This is a genomic window from Streptomyces sp. NPDC030814 (genome assembly GCF_055572155.1).
Genome location: NZ_JBVIDX010000011.1, coordinates 209,591 through 223,271 on the forward strand (window position 1 = coordinate 209,591; position 13,681 = coordinate 223,271).

Genomic DNA, 13,681 nt, shown 5'->3' on the forward strand with positions numbered 1-13,681 from the left:
TCGATGAGCCCCCGTGCCGGAACCGCCGGCCCCCACACTCTCGCCTTCGTCGAGAGCCCGGTACAGCTCCTGAACGTGCTCGAGTGGGCCCACACCCACGCCCTCGGCACGCTGCAGGCCCCCGGCACGGGGCCGGCCTCCGAGCCGGGGGCACCCTCCGGCCTCGCCGCCTCCTACGGCGTGCGGCCGTCGCCCGGGGCGTCCGGCACGGGGCTCACCCTGGTCGTCCTCTCACCCAACGACCCCATGACCCGAGGCCAGTTGCGCCGGATGGCGGAGCTGGCGCGGGACGAGGGCCACGAGGTGCGCTGGGAGGAGGCACGCGGCGGGACGGCGGCCCCGTTCCGCACCGTCGGCGGGCTCACCCCGCTGCTGCGCGCCGCGCGGCGCGTCGTCCTGGGCGACCCCTTCTCCCGCTACGTCCAGCTCCTCCTGACGATCACCAAGGCACCCGAGGTCGTCGTGGTCGACGACGGCACCGCCACCATGGAGTTCGTCTCCCAGCTGGCCCGCGGCGAACGCCTGGTCCGCTGGCACCGCAAGGGCGGCCGCCCCGGTCCCCGGGACCTGGTCTTCGCCCCGGTCTCCGCCAGGGCCCGCAGACGGCTGACCCCGGCCGCCGGCCGGCGCGTCGAGGTCTTCTCCTCCATGCCGATCGACGAGGCCCCCGACGGCGTCACCGTCACCGCCAACGACTTCGCCTGGACCCGGTCCCGCTTCGGCCCGCCCCGCATCACCAAGGGCGCGGACCTCGTCGGCACCTCCCTGGTGGAGACCGGCGTGGTGGACGGCGACCGCTACCTCCAAGCGGTCCGCTCCCTCGCCGGGGCCCACGGCGCGACCCGCTACTTCGCCCACCGCCGTGAGAGCTCCGAGAAGCTCCACACCCTCGCGGCCGAGACGGGCCTGGAGATCGTCCGCCCCGACCTCCCCCTCGAACTGATCGCCCGCCGCGGCCCCATCGGCCGCACCATCCTCAGCTTCCCGTCGACCGTGGTCCACACCCTGCCGCTGGCCCTGGCGGGCACCGAGGTTCGCGTCGCCGTCTGCGACATCGACCCCAGCTGGCTGACCGAGACCGCCTCCCCGCGCGCCCAGGGCTTCCTGTCCGGGGTGACCGGCACGGCGAGGGACGTGCACCGCCTGTCGTCGGTGGCGCCGGTCTAGTGGTCGGGCTTTCGGTGCGTCGACTCTGCCGGTGAGCGGGGCGTGGTGCGTGCGGCTGCAAGGCGGCGGAGGGAGTCGACGCGACGGGGGTCCCCCGCGCGAGGTTGTTCGAGCGTGGGGGAGTAGGCGACTGACGACAACGCGGCAGATGCGCGTGCCACGCCCCGCGGACCAGGCGAGACCCCAACGACAGGTCCTGGCGGCGGGCCGGGGCCCGCCGCGAGGAACCGACGCACCGCGCGGTCCCGGCGCATCCGGAGCGCGGGCTTCCCCGGTTATCGTGCCGCGTGGACGGGGCGCGGGCGAAGTGCCGCCCCCATGGGGGAGTTGGGAACAGTGACGACACACGGCGAACGCACCCGGCTGACACCGACGGCGGACGGCCACAAGGTCACCCCCGCCGAGCTCTTCTTCGACCTGGTCTTCGTCTACGCGATCACCCAGGTCACCGCCCTGATGGCGGACGACCCCACGGCCCTGCGCCTGCTGGGAGGCATGGTCGTGCTGGCCCTTCTGTGGTGGTGCTGGTGCTGCTTCGCCTGGCTCGGCAACGTCGTACGCGCCGACTCCGGCGGCATGTTCGCGGTGCTGGTGTCGGTGATGGCCGTGGTCCTGATCGTCTCGCTGACGGTCCCCGACGTCTACGCCGACGCCACGGGCGGCCTCCCCGCCCCCCTGCTCTTCGTGGTCTGCTACGGCGCGGTCCGCGTCCTGCACCTGACGACGTACTGGCTCTCCGACCCGGACGACAAGGCCCTGCGCGCCACCCTGCGCCGTACGGCCCTGCTGTCGGTCCTGCCGCCGTTCGCGCTGCTGCTGCTGGGCGCGGCCTTCGAGGGCGTGCCGCGCATCCTGATCTGGCTCTCCGCCGTCGCGATCGACTACGCGGGCATCTTCATCACGGGCAAGTCGGGCTGGAAAGTGGCCTCTCCGGCGCACTTCTCCGAACGCCACGGCCTGATCGTCATCATCGCGCTCGGCGAGTCGATCGTCGCGATCGGCGTGGGCGTGACCGGCTATCCCGTGACGGTCCCCGTGCTCGTCGCGGCCTCCCTCGGCCTCCTGGTCGCGGCCGCGCTGTGGCGCCTGTACTTCCACGGGGTGTGCGAGCGCCCGGAACACCGCCTCGCCGAACTGACGGGCGACGCCCGCACGGTCCTGGCCCGCGATGTCTACACGTTCCTCCACCTGCCCCTGGTGGCGGGTGTGGTCATCACCGCCCTCGGCATGAAGAAGACCCTCCAGCAGGTCGCCGACACCGACCACTACGGCCTGACCGAGCCCCTGCACGGCATGCCCGCGTGGGCCCTCGCGGGCGGAGCGGGCCTCTTCCTCCTCGCCTCGGCCGCGATCCTGCTCCGCACGACGGGCCGGCACTTCCCGCTCCTCCTCATCGGCGGCACGGCCTGCCTGGCAGCGGGGCCGGCGGTGACCTTGGTCCCGGCTCTCCTGGCCCTGGCGATCCTGTCCGCCGCGCTCACTGCGCTGCTGTTGTTGCACGGCAGAAGGACGAGCGTGGCCGAGGAGTCGATGTGAAGGCCGACGCCGCATCCTGGAGCACCGCCGTCACCGACCTGTTCGGCGCCTGGACCTTCGCGGCGGTCGGACCCCGCACCCGCGAGGACTGGCGCCACGATCTCTCCGAGCTGCTGACCCTTGACACCCATGACCCCCGCGGCTGGCTGAGTGTGAATCACGCCCCCCTTTGCGCCGACGACCTGAGTGCCGACACCGCTCCGTTCCACAAATGGAACGGCGAGGCCGTCAGCCGCAGCCTTTTCGAGATCACGGAGAAGTCCGCGACCGAGCTCCTCGTCGCCCTCAGGGCCCCTCTGTTCCAGGCGGAGAACATCCCCGACTTCGACCGCCACAAGGAGCGCCTCTTCCACAGCGCGGCCACGGTCCTGGCCAGGTTCGGCCCCACCGCGCACCACTACACCAACTGCTCCTCGGCCCACGATGACCCGAACCTGGACCTCCTGAGGCCCGTGAACCAGTTCACGTGTCTGTCCAAGTACACCGCCGACTGCGGTGCCGTGGTGGTGTCGGAGACCGAGGTCGGAGCCTTTTGGGGCTTCTACGACGACTGATACGGCCGAGGCGACTGAAGGGAACGGCTCACGGCGCCAGTCACCGACCCTCGTCTCCGGGCGCCGAGGCGGGAGACGGAGCCACCCCCGATCCCCCCGGCGACCACACCCGGTTGTCCACCGAACACGGCGGCCCAGCCGACTTCCTCACCAAGGGCCTCCACTACAGCTCCTCGCTGAACGAACTCTCGGCCTTTGCCTCACGGGAGTCTCCCCGGACCACCTCGTCGTACCTGGTTCGAGGATGCCTCACGCGTCGGCCGCCCGGTGGTGACCCGAAGAAGGCAGCGCAAACCCGACTCGTAGGATGCACGTGCGAAATGCGGGAGTTGGCGCAACCGAATGGTCGGTGACGCCGACGAGACGGAAGACGGGGGAGTTGCGCCATGGGGGAACCCGGCATACCAAGCGGGGAGGCCGGAGGCCGCAACCTGCGCGTCTCCAGTGACAAGCTCACCAAACTCGCCGATGACCTCGACGACATGCAGGACCACCTGGACAAGCAGATCAAGCGCATGGACGGGATCGTGGACCGCGTCGAGGCCGGCTGGCAGGGCCCCGCGGCGACGGCGTACCGCGAGTTCCACCGCGCGGCCGCCGAGGACGCCGTACGCATCCGCGAAGTGATGCGGCATCTGGAACAGGCCGTACGCCTCAGCCGCGACGGTTTCGACAAGCAGGACCTCGACGTACTGGCTCGCATCCGGCAGATCCAGGTCGACGTGGACAGCGAGGTCGACAAGCTCTCCACACCGAACCCGGACGCGGCGACCTCCGCCGCCCCGGCAGCACAGCCTCGCAGCAGCCTCGACTCGTTCTGAACCCGCGCCCGCGTCACCAGCACCCGAGGAAAACCATGTCCACCGCGCACCCCGACGACCGCATCAGCGTCTCCTTCGCCACCCTCAGCGAACTCGCCGGCGAACTGGAGGACATCCTCAAGAAGCTCAACGGCAAACTCGACGACCTCTACGACCGCGCGGTACCCGTCGTGACCTCCTGGGAGGGCGAGGCCCGCGAGATCTTCGTGGAGAAGCTGGACGAGTGGGACCGCTCGGCCCAGGACCTCCAGGCGGCCCAGAAGTGGCTGCACGAGATCGTCACCACGGGCCACATCAACTACACCGCAGCCCACCAGGCCGTGCTGCGCGGCTGGGGAGGAGCCTGATGGGGACGCCTCCACCGGGGCAGGGCGGCACCATCGACGTCAAGCCGAGCGACCTGTTCCGGGTCTCGGGCCGTGTGGCCGGCCAGCAGACCATGATGGACCGCGGCGTCAAGATCCTGCTCGAGGACCTGCGCAAGTACCCGGACGCCGGTGGTTACGGCACATCACCGCAGGCTTTCGCCGCGTCGTACCTCAAGGTGGCCGACCGCTTCCTGGAGGTGTGGGCCAGGAGTGTCGTCAGCATCGGCGGTGTGGCGGTCGGCTTCACGGCGACCGCCAACGCCTACGGGAAGGCGGAGGCGGCCAACGACGCCACCGGCAAGACGAAGGCGGTCGTCCAGCCCCTGCCGAAGGTCATCGAGACCGAGCCGGACTACGGCTCCGTCCCGGACCTGAAATGGGGGGACGACGACGGGGGCGACGACTTCATCCGTACGCTCCTCGAATGGGTCCCCGAGCCGGTCCGGGACGCGCTGCGCCCGGTCGTCAAGCACGCCTTCCGCATGGGCAAGGTCGCCGACGTCTACCCCTTCCCGCAGCAGCACTACCTCAACTCGCTCTCCCAGGCGTGGATGGCGACGACCTCGGCCCTCTCCGTCGTGGAGAGCGGGCTGACCGGCGACGTCAGCAGCATCACCCAGCAGAGCAACAGCGAGTGGCACGACGCCATGCGCAAGTTCTGCAGCTCGCTGTGGGGTACGACGGCGTGGGGCAAGAGCCGCGAGGGCTACCAGTGGGGGCACGACAGCGCTTCGTCGCCGACCTCCACGCACCCGGTCATGACGGTGCTGTTCGACACGGCCCAGGAGATCAGCGACCTTCTCCACGCCTTCGCCGAGGCAGCCGTCTACCTCAACCGCGAGGTGTGGGACGTCTATGTCGAGGCCGTGCGGGACGCCATCCCCAAGGTCGAGGTGAACCTCAAGGACGGCGTCGGCATGGACGACGTCAAGGGATTCGTCAAGGGCGTGGTGAAGGGCGCCGTCAAGGGCGCCCAGCAACTGGGGGCGGGCATCGTCCTCAACATGGACACCCCCCGGCTGAACGCCATCGTCACGACGTACAACAGCAAGGTCGATGCGCTGGTGCCCCGACTCGACGCTCTCATGGGCCCCTTGAACGAGGCCCATCGCAGCGCGCCGCGGTTCGCCGCGCAGGAGGCGAGAGCCGAGGCCTTCGGCACCCGGGCGCTCAACGAGTTCAAGCACGAGCACCAGTGGACCAAGAGGGAAGACACCGACAACGGCGTCTACAAGATCGACCTGGCCGAGAACGAATGGATGGGCGGCGGCCACACTCTCGACAAGCACGTCGGGAAGTCGGACGAGCAGCTCGCCCAGCGCCTGAGGGACCAGGGTACGGATCCGACGGCCGCCTGGCCGTACGGCAAGCCGTCGATCGGAGGTGCGTCCACCTTCACCACGGCTGAGCGGGCCCAGGAGTTGACCCAGTACAACATCGATGTGAACTCGGCCGAGATCCAGGAGTGGCTGGGCCGCCCGCCCAAGGCGGAGAACGGTGACCTGAAACTGCCCATCGACACGGTCGCTCCGAACGGCGAATACAGTGGCCGAAGTGTGACCAAGCAGCCCAACGACATCAATAACGAAGGATTCAAGAACAAGGGCATGGATGCCGAGGCCATCGATGTGACGGGCGTGAGAACCGTCCTGAAATACGATGACTCGCTCGACCCGCCGTTCGTGGTCCTGACGTCGATGCCGGAGAGATAGCGGCCGCGGCAGATGTCACAGCCGTGGTGAAGACAGTCGTACGGATCTCAGGAGCAGTCATCACTTCAGATTGGTACCCCGCGTCGATGACGTGGCATGACGTCGATCCGGCCACGCACCCGTTCTCCTCCGACGACGTGCGCGACGTGGTTCGCGACGTGATTTCCTCGGCGGACCCCGACTCGGTGCGGCCACGAGGATCGTGGTCGACGCATTCGGTCGCCCGGGGACTTGCCGAGCACTACGGCTCGTGGGCCTTCGGCTGGTACTCCGCGACGGACACCTCCAGCGACTCCGGGGCGGTCATCAGGCATCTCCCGGCCGGCGCTCCCGGCGACACCGAACTGGAGCGGCAGACGCAGCGGTGCACCAGCGCGCTTCTCCAGTGGCGGGCGTGGCTGGAGGAACTCGCTGCCCTGTTCGCCGAGTTCGCTCCGCCACCGGACGTCCCCGAGGAGGAACTGCGGCGGCTGCGCGAACGAGCCGTCGCGCCGGTCGTGACCCTCGTCGTCGAGAAGACCGGGGCCGGCGAGACATGGCGCGGCGCATGCTCGCAGGCGCTCACCTGGTATCTGGAATCGACCGGTCTTCCGGCGGACCAGGCCGAGGAACTGGCGGACGACGTGGTGGACTCGGCGTTCGAGAGCTGGATCGCCCCTGATGAGAACGCGTTGGGCCGTGCCCGGAAGGCTCTCGGAGAGCACGGTGCGTGACGATCTGCAGAGCTGGCTCAGCGTACGCGCGCAGGTCGCCTGGAACCAGGCGACCGAGGACCTGGCGGGTCCGATCCGGGGGCGGCGCGACGCGATCGACGCCGCCGCCGTCGCGCGGGACGAGTCCGGTGACCCGACGCGTGGAGAACGGATGCGTACGGCGTGGCGGTCGGTCCAGGAGGACGCCGCGGCCGGGCGATCGCTGAGCTTCGACCTCATGGCCGGGTGGCAGCGTGTGGTCCTCGGGCGCGCGGACATCGCCTTTCGCGACCTCCCTGCCTTCGCCAAAGGGGGACGCGAACGGTACGGCCTGCATGCCGGAACACCCGGGGACTTCGACCGCTGCCTGGCGCAGGCCACCGCCACGGACGTCCCGCTGCCGGCCCGAGCGGCCCGGGCTTACCTCGACGTGTGCTTCTTCCACCCGTTCGACGACGGCAACGGGCGAGCCGCCCTGCTCGCGATGGCGTTCGTACTGGCGCGTGAGGAGGTCTTTCTGGACGAGGTCGGCCCCGTCCAGGTCCGGAGATACGCCGACGATCACGTGGGCGCACGGGCACTGGCCCGCCTCGTCCACCTTCTGGCCACGGCGGCACAGCGCCGCGGGCCCGTAGGCCCGCACGCTTCGACACCGTGCGCGGAGACCCCCGATCACCCGTCCCGGCATCCGTATTCGTTCACCAGCGCACTCACCAGGCGGTAACCGTGGCCCAGGCACTCCCCGTCCGTACGAGGACCTCGACGTACCCCGACCGTGAAACCGCCCAATGGGCCGCCCAGCAGGTCGTCACCGCCAACGAACAGCTCATCCACCGCTGGCTGGCCCAGTCCACGCGTCCCCGGCTGACCATCGAGGCGTCCTGGCCATCCCGGGAGGAGCCGGTGGGCAGGGTGCTGCTGCAGGCGATGATGCTGGCCGGGCGGGAGCCGGTGGACGTGAGGGCGGCCCGGGTGATCCTGAAGCGGGACGCCGGCCGGCCTCACGGCTTCCTGATCCACGCCACGTTCCCGATCTACCTGTAGGCACACCGGGTTCGTCGCCCGAACCTGCCCGGCCCGCCCCTGCCGGCGCCTCGTCCCGCACGCCTGGTGCGGACCCGCCCCCGTCCCGCCCGTCCTCTCCCCGTAAGGCCGACCGTGCCCTTCAGCCCCCTCGAACACGACCGCCGCTACGGTGAGCTCGACCAGGTGATCCGTGCCTACGCCGGGCAGCCGGCCGACGACACGGCGGAGCAGCCCAGCCAGGCCCTGACCGCGTACCTGCGCCACACCTGGCACACCCGCCCGTGGGCCCTCGCCATCGCCGAGCGGCAGCTGCGCGAGTACGCGGACAAACCGCCGGGCCGGCTGCGTCTGCGGCTCGGCGAGTTCTACGCCATCCCGGATGTCGGCCTCCCCGAGGCGGACGTCCAGCAGTGGCTGTACTGCCTCGCCGACCACATCAAGCGCAGCGTCGAGGAGGGGCGGATTCCCCCACCGGCCGTCCCCGCCACCCACTGGGAGTGGCACGCCCGCTTCCCCGAGATGGCCCAGCTCCTCGGCGGCTGGTTCTCCCAGGACATGCCCGACGAGTTCGACTCCCACGACGCCGCCATGGACGACTATCGGACAACCACCGACCCCCAGCTCGCCGCCCGCCTCGCCGGTGAAATCCACGAGCTCCTCGCCCTCGACCTCGACGAGCCCGATTACGCCCTCGCCGTCGCCGAACTCGGCATGGAGGTCGACCCGCCGGCCCCGTACACCCCGAGCGCCTGGCTGGCCCACGTGGCCGACCGCCTCACCGCCACCCGCCCCGACTACGGACCGCCCCAGCCGCACATCCAGCGGTGACGCCCGCCGTCCGCCCACGACTCGCCGGTCACGGCCCGCGATCACAGCGGGCTGACCGGTCGCCCCTTACCGTCACCACCACGCCCGGTCGACCTCGGCACACCTCGTGACGCTGGTCACCATCGCCTCCTGAGTTCTCACCTCACATCCCCTCCCCGTACCAGGTGAGTCTCGCCCGCTGTAGTCGAACAGTCACCCAGCGGCGACAGGTTCAGCACAACAGAGAGCCCGGAACGTGGTATCCGTGGAACATGGGAATCGTTCGGGAACCCCCGGACGTTTAGACGATGGGATTCGCGGGCAACCCCCGGCATTCCCGGAGGGCGCCCCGGTCACCCCGGTGACGACGGCGGTCCGGTGTCATGGCGTCGGCGCCGGCCGATCGTGTCCCGTCCCTGCGGTCTGCCCGCCCCGAAAGGCGGACGGGTATACCCATCCCTGCCAATACGTATGCGTTGGGCGGCCAGAAATCTTCCCCTGTCGGGCTGATTTTTTGTTGATCGAGGGTTAGATGGTCGCTCGATCGCCCTACCCTTCAGAGGGTGAACCAACTGATGTCCCGAGAGTCCGAGGCCGATCTGCCAGGGGAAGCCGAAGCCGCCCTCCCCGGCAACCTGCCCGAAGCCCTGCGTGCCGAACTCGTCGCGTTCCGCCGCGACTTGCACATGCACCCGGAGCTCGGCAACCAGGAGTTCCGCACGACCGCCGCGATCAAGGCCCGCCTGGAGAAGGCAGGGCTTCGACCGCGCGTGCTCGACAGCGGAACCGGACTCGTCTGTGACATCGGAGAGTGGGACGGCGGCCGGCCCCGCCTCGCGATGCGCGCCGACATCGACGCGCTGCCCATCCCGGACACCAAGGTGGACTGCGAGTACCGCTCCACCGTCCCGGACCGCGCCCACGCCTGCGGCCACGACGTGCACACCACCGTCGTGCTCGGCGCCGGACTCGTCCTCGCCGACCTGCACCGCAGGGGCCAGCTGCCGCGCCCCGTACGGCTGATCTTCCAGCCCGCCGAGGAGGTCCTCCCCGGCGGAGCGGGCGACGTGATCAAGAGCGGCGCGCTGGACGGCGTCGGGCGGATCATCGCCGTGCACTGCGACCCGAGGGTCGACGCCGGCCGCATCGGTCTGCGCCACGGGCCCATCACCTCGGCCTGCGACCGCCTGGAGATCGCGCTCGACGGTCCCGGCGGCCACACCGCCCGCCCCCACCTCACCACCGACCTCGTCACGGCCGCCGCCCGCGTCGTCACCGACGTGCCGGCGCTGGTCGCCCGCCGGGTCGACGCCCGCAGCGGACTCTCCGTGACCTGGGGCCGCGTCGAGTCCGGCCACGCACCGAACGTGATCCCGCAGCACGCCGAGCTCTCCGGCACCGTGCGCTGCCTCGACATCAACGCCTGGCGGCAGGCTCCCGACCTGGTGCACGAGGCGATCTCCGAGGTCGCGACCCTGCACCGCGCCAAGTCCGAGATCAACTACGTCCGGGGTGTCCCGCCGGTCGTCAACGACCCCGTCGTCACCGAGCTGATCCACGACGCCATGGTCGCCCGTCGTGGCGCCACGGCCGTCGAGGACACCGAGCAGAGCCTCGGTGGTGAGGACTTCTCCTGGTACCTGGAGCACGTCCCGGGCGCCATGGCCCGCCTGGGTGTCCGCCGTCCGGGCGACCTCACGGTCCGCGACCTCCACCAGGGCGACTTCGACGCGGACGAGCACGCCATCACGGTGGGCGTGGAGCTCTTCACCGCCGCCGCCCTGCTGGACGCCCGGATGCAGGTCCTCGACGGCGTGGTCTAGCCGTCTGCCCACACCGATCGCGCGAGGGGCAGCGCCACGCCGAGGGTGGCGCTCCCCGCGGCCCGCGACGCTGCCCGTGCTGGGCCACCCCGATCGGACCAACCAGCCCGCTCCGGCTCGCTTCCCCCACCGTCGGCGCCGCTCACCGGCCCGGCGGACGCCGTAACGGGGCCGAACGTGCGCGATCGCGCACGTCCCGCGTGGGTATACGTCACCCTTCCCGTCCCGGCCGCGGGCGAGCCGCCGGCGCGTGACACCACCCGTCACCGCCCTGTCGTGCGGGTCGCCCGGGACCGCGACAAGGTGTGAACGCCGCGATGTGCAACTACGGTGTTTACCACTGAGAAGGTGACGAGGACGTAACCGGCGGCACGAATGCATAACGTCCCGCTTAACCCCGTTCCCTTGGGTGTCTACGCGCGTTAATGTGCGCCGAACTGAGCACCCGGCTGCGGGGCTTTGGAGAAGATGGGGAACTTCAAGATGCGTCGGATTTCCAAACTGACCCGCGTCGCGGTGGGGGTCGCGTCGCTGGCGCTCGCCGCCACGGCCTGTGGTGGGACCAGCAGCGAGAGCGGCAACGGCGGCGACGGCGAGAGCAAGGGCACCAAGGGCCTCGCGATCGCGTACGACATCGGCGGCAAGGGCGACCAGTCCTTCAACGACGCGGCGTACGCGGGCCTGCAGAAGGCCGAGAAGGAATTCGGGTACAAGACCGCCGACATCGAGCCCACCGAGGGCGAGACGGACGCCGACAAGCAGCAGCGCCTGGAGTCCCTCGCCAAGCAGGGCTACAACCCGGTCGTCGGAGTCGGCTTCGCCTACGGTCCGGCGATGGAGGCCGCGTCCAAGAAGTACCCGAAGACCACGTTCGGCATCATCGACTCGGTCGTCGAGGGCGACAACGTGGCGTCCCTCGTCTTCGCCGAGGAGCAGGCCTCCTACCTCGCCGGTGTCGCGGCCGCCAAGGCCACCAAGACGAACACCGTGGGCTTCGTGGGCGGCGTGGACATCCCGCTGATCCACAAGTTCCAGGCCGGCTACGAGCAGGGTGTCCAGGACACCAGCGGCGGCAAGGTCAAGGTCATCTCCCAGTACCTGACCCAGACCGCCGAAGAGGGTGGCTTCTCCAGCCCTGACAAGGGCAAGGCCGCCGCCGAGGGCCAGATCGAGAAGAAGGCCGACGTCATCTACGCCGCGGCCGGCCTCTCCGGCCAGGGCGTGATCGAGGCCGCCGCCAAGGCGAAGGTCTGGGCGATCGGTGTCGACTCCGACCAGTACAAGCAGGAGGCCCTCGCCTCCTACAAGAACTACATCCTCACCTCCGCCCTCAAGGACGTCGGCGGCGCGGTCTACGCCGTCGCCAAGTCCGTCAAGGACGGCAAGCCGCTCAAGGGCGTCCAGACCTTCGACCTGAAGGTCGACGGTGTCGGCCTGGCCGAGTCGAACCCGGAGTTCGCCAAGATCGCCGGCCTCTCCGACGCCGTCGCCAAGGCGAAGGAAGAGATCATCAGCGGCAAGATCAAGGTCAAGACCGAGTAGTCACACCTCCTCGGCCCTCGGGGGCCCGAGAGTGACCTGAAGCGGGCGGGTGCGGCGGCACCCGCCCGCTTCGCTTTCCCTCACCCGCCCGCTTCGCTGTCCCGCACCGGCCGCTGAGCGCCCGTCAGCGGCACAGGACGCCCTGCCCGCGCCGACCCGTCGAGCGCTCGGCGGAGGCGGGCGCGGGTCGCCCCGCACCGGCCCGCGGGCGCGCCGTCAGGAGCCCGGAGAACCGCCCGACCAGCCACAACGAACCCGTACGCGCGGCTTGGCCGAAACCACCCCGCACCGAGCGTCCCGACAGCCCCGTCCCCCTTGCGACACGGCCCCATAACAACAGGGCAACCGGGGCTTTCCCGCCAGGGTCTACGCGCGTTACCCTCGGCGAAAGCCAGCGCCGACGCTGTGAAGCACCACTGAGCAGTACCCTCCGGCGCTTGTACGACTAGGAGCACCAGAACATGCGCCGGGTTTCCCGCATCGCGGTCGCAGGCGCAGCGACCGCCTCCCTCGCCCTCGCCCTCTCCGCCTGTGGCGGCACCTCGACGGAGGCCTCCTCCTCCTCGGACGCGAAGGGCGGCGACAAGGGCCTCGCGATCGCGTACGACGTCGGCGGCAAGGGTGACCAGTCCTTCAACGACGCCGCCTACGCGGGCCTGGAGCAGGCGAAGAAGGAGTTCGGGTACAAGACCGCCGACATCGAGCCCACCGAGGGCGAGACGGACGCCGACAAGGAACAGCGCCTCGCCTCCCTGGCCAAGCAGGGCTACAACCCGGTCATCGGTGTCGGCTACGCGTACGCGACCGCCGTGAAGGAGGCCGCCGAGAAGTACCCGGACACCACCTTCGGCATCGTGGACGACTCCACCGTCCAGCTGAAGAACGTGGCCGACCTGGTCTTCTCCGAGGAGCAGGCCTCGTACCTCGCGGGCGTCGCCGCCGCCAAGAGCACCAAGACCAACGTGGTCGGCTTCGTGGGCGGCGTGGACATCCCGCTGATCCACAAGTTCCAGGCCGGCTTCGAGCAGGGCGTCAAGGACACCAACCCCAAGGCCAAGGTGCTCACCCAGTACCTCACCCAGACCGCCGAGGAGGGTGGCTTCTCCAGCCCCGACAAGGGCAAGTCCGCCGCCGAGGGTCAGATCGAGAAGAAGGCCGACGTCGTGTACGCGGCGGCCGGTCTGTCCGGTCAGGGCGTGATCGAGGCCGCCGCCGCCAAGAAGGTGTGGGCGATCGGCGTCGACTCCGACCAGTACAAGCAGGAAGCCCTCGCGAAGTACAAGGACTCGATCCTGACCTCCGCGATGAAGGACGTCGCCAAGGCGGTGTACAACCTGGCGCAGTCGGTCGAGGGCGGCAAGCCCGAGACCGGTATCGTCAGGGGCGATCTGAAGAGCGGTGAGGTCGGCCTCTCCGCGTCGAACCCCACGTTCAAGGACGACACCGAGCTCCAGGAGGCCATCGAGACGGCCAAGGAGAAGATCATCAGCGGCGAGATCAAGGTCAAGACCAGCTGACCCAGCAGGACCTCGAGCAGACACGCGACCCTCGGGGGCGTGAGGTCGGGCCGGAGCCGTTCCTCCGGCCCTCACCTCCCCGAAGTCGCCGGTAACCGCGGGGTTACGTCCGCTCA

Annotated in this window: 13 protein-coding genes; all 13 read left to right on the forward strand. The window is 70.0% G+C overall.

Going from position 1 to position 13,681, the window contains the following annotated elements; translation table 11 throughout:
• Positions 1 to 3 precede the first annotated feature (3 nt).
• The 13 genes from ACZ43N_RS23965 to ACZ43N_RS24025 all read left to right on the forward strand — a co-directional run bounded on the left by ACZ43N_RS23965 (position 4) and on the right by ACZ43N_RS24025 (position 13,565).
• A complete protein-coding gene (locus tag ACZ43N_RS23965; protein ID WP_468100218.1) occupies positions 4 to 1,167 on the forward strand; it encodes a hypothetical protein in 1,164 nt (387 codons plus the stop codon).
• 336 nt (positions 1,168 to 1,503) lie between these two features.
• Positions 1,504 to 2,703: a low temperature requirement protein A gene (locus tag ACZ43N_RS23970; protein WP_468100219.1), complete on the forward strand. Its 1,200-nt coding sequence runs from the start codon at positions 1,504 to 1,506 to the stop codon at positions 2,701 to 2,703.
• On the forward strand, positions 2,700 to 3,257 hold the full coding sequence (locus ACZ43N_RS23975; RefSeq protein ID WP_468100221.1) for a hypothetical protein: 558 nt from the start codon (positions 2,700 to 2,702) through the stop codon (positions 3,255 to 3,257). Before ACZ43N_RS23970 ends, ACZ43N_RS23975 begins: the two co-directional genes overlap by 4 nt.
• Positions 3,258 to 3,643: 386 nt before the next feature.
• A complete protein-coding gene (locus ACZ43N_RS23980; RefSeq protein WP_468100223.1) occupies positions 3,644 to 4,078 on the forward strand; it encodes a WXG100 family type VII secretion target in 435 nt (144 codons plus the stop codon).
• A 35-nt stretch (positions 4,079 to 4,113) separates the two neighbouring features.
• Positions 4,114 to 4,425: a WXG100 family type VII secretion target gene (locus tag ACZ43N_RS23985; RefSeq protein ID WP_468100225.1), complete on the forward strand. Its 312-nt coding sequence runs from the start codon at positions 4,114 to 4,116 to the stop codon at positions 4,423 to 4,425.
• Positions 4,425 to 6,158, forward strand: coding sequence for an RNase A-like domain-containing protein (locus ACZ43N_RS23990; RefSeq protein ID WP_468100227.1), 1,734 nt, complete (start codon positions 4,425 to 4,427; stop codon positions 6,156 to 6,158). Before ACZ43N_RS23985 ends, ACZ43N_RS23990 begins: the two co-directional genes overlap by 1 nt.
• 86 nt (positions 6,159 to 6,244) lie before the next feature.
• Positions 6,245 to 6,871, forward strand: a complete 627-nt coding sequence (locus ACZ43N_RS23995; RefSeq protein ID WP_468100229.1) for a hypothetical protein — start codon at positions 6,245 to 6,247, stop codon at positions 6,869 to 6,871.
• Positions 6,864 to 7,574, forward strand: coding sequence for a Fic family protein (locus tag ACZ43N_RS24000; RefSeq protein WP_468100230.1), 711 nt, complete (start codon positions 6,864 to 6,866; stop codon positions 7,572 to 7,574). The genes ACZ43N_RS23995 and ACZ43N_RS24000 overlap by 8 nt, the downstream gene beginning before the upstream one ends.
• 2 nt (positions 7,575 to 7,576) lie before the next feature.
• A complete protein-coding gene (locus tag ACZ43N_RS24005; protein ID WP_468100231.1) occupies positions 7,577 to 7,894 on the forward strand; it encodes an RNase A-like domain-containing protein in 318 nt (105 codons plus the stop codon).
• Positions 7,895 to 8,008: 114 nt separating this feature from the next.
• On the forward strand, positions 8,009 to 8,704 hold the full coding sequence (locus tag ACZ43N_RS24010; RefSeq protein WP_468100233.1) for a contact-dependent growth inhibition system immunity protein: 696 nt from the start codon (positions 8,009 to 8,011) through the stop codon (positions 8,702 to 8,704).
• Between the two features lie 554 nt (positions 8,705 to 9,258).
• Positions 9,259 to 10,506 carry an amidohydrolase gene (locus ACZ43N_RS24015; RefSeq protein WP_468100333.1) on the forward strand — a complete coding sequence of 416 codons (1,248 nt, stop codon included), beginning with the start codon at positions 9,259 to 9,261 and terminating at the stop codon, positions 10,504 to 10,506.
• Between the two features lie 483 nt (positions 10,507 to 10,989).
• Positions 10,990 to 12,048 carry a BMP family lipoprotein gene (locus ACZ43N_RS24020; RefSeq protein WP_468100235.1) on the forward strand — a complete coding sequence of 353 codons (1,059 nt, stop codon included), beginning with the start codon at positions 10,990 to 10,992 and terminating at the stop codon, positions 12,046 to 12,048.
• A gap of 461 nt (positions 12,049 to 12,509) precedes the next feature.
• Positions 12,510 to 13,565 (forward strand): BMP family lipoprotein, encoded by a 1,056-nt coding sequence (locus ACZ43N_RS24025; RefSeq protein WP_468100237.1) that lies wholly within the window; start codon positions 12,510 to 12,512, stop codon positions 13,563 to 13,565.
• The last annotated feature ends 116 nt before the right edge of the window (positions 13,566 to 13,681 follow it).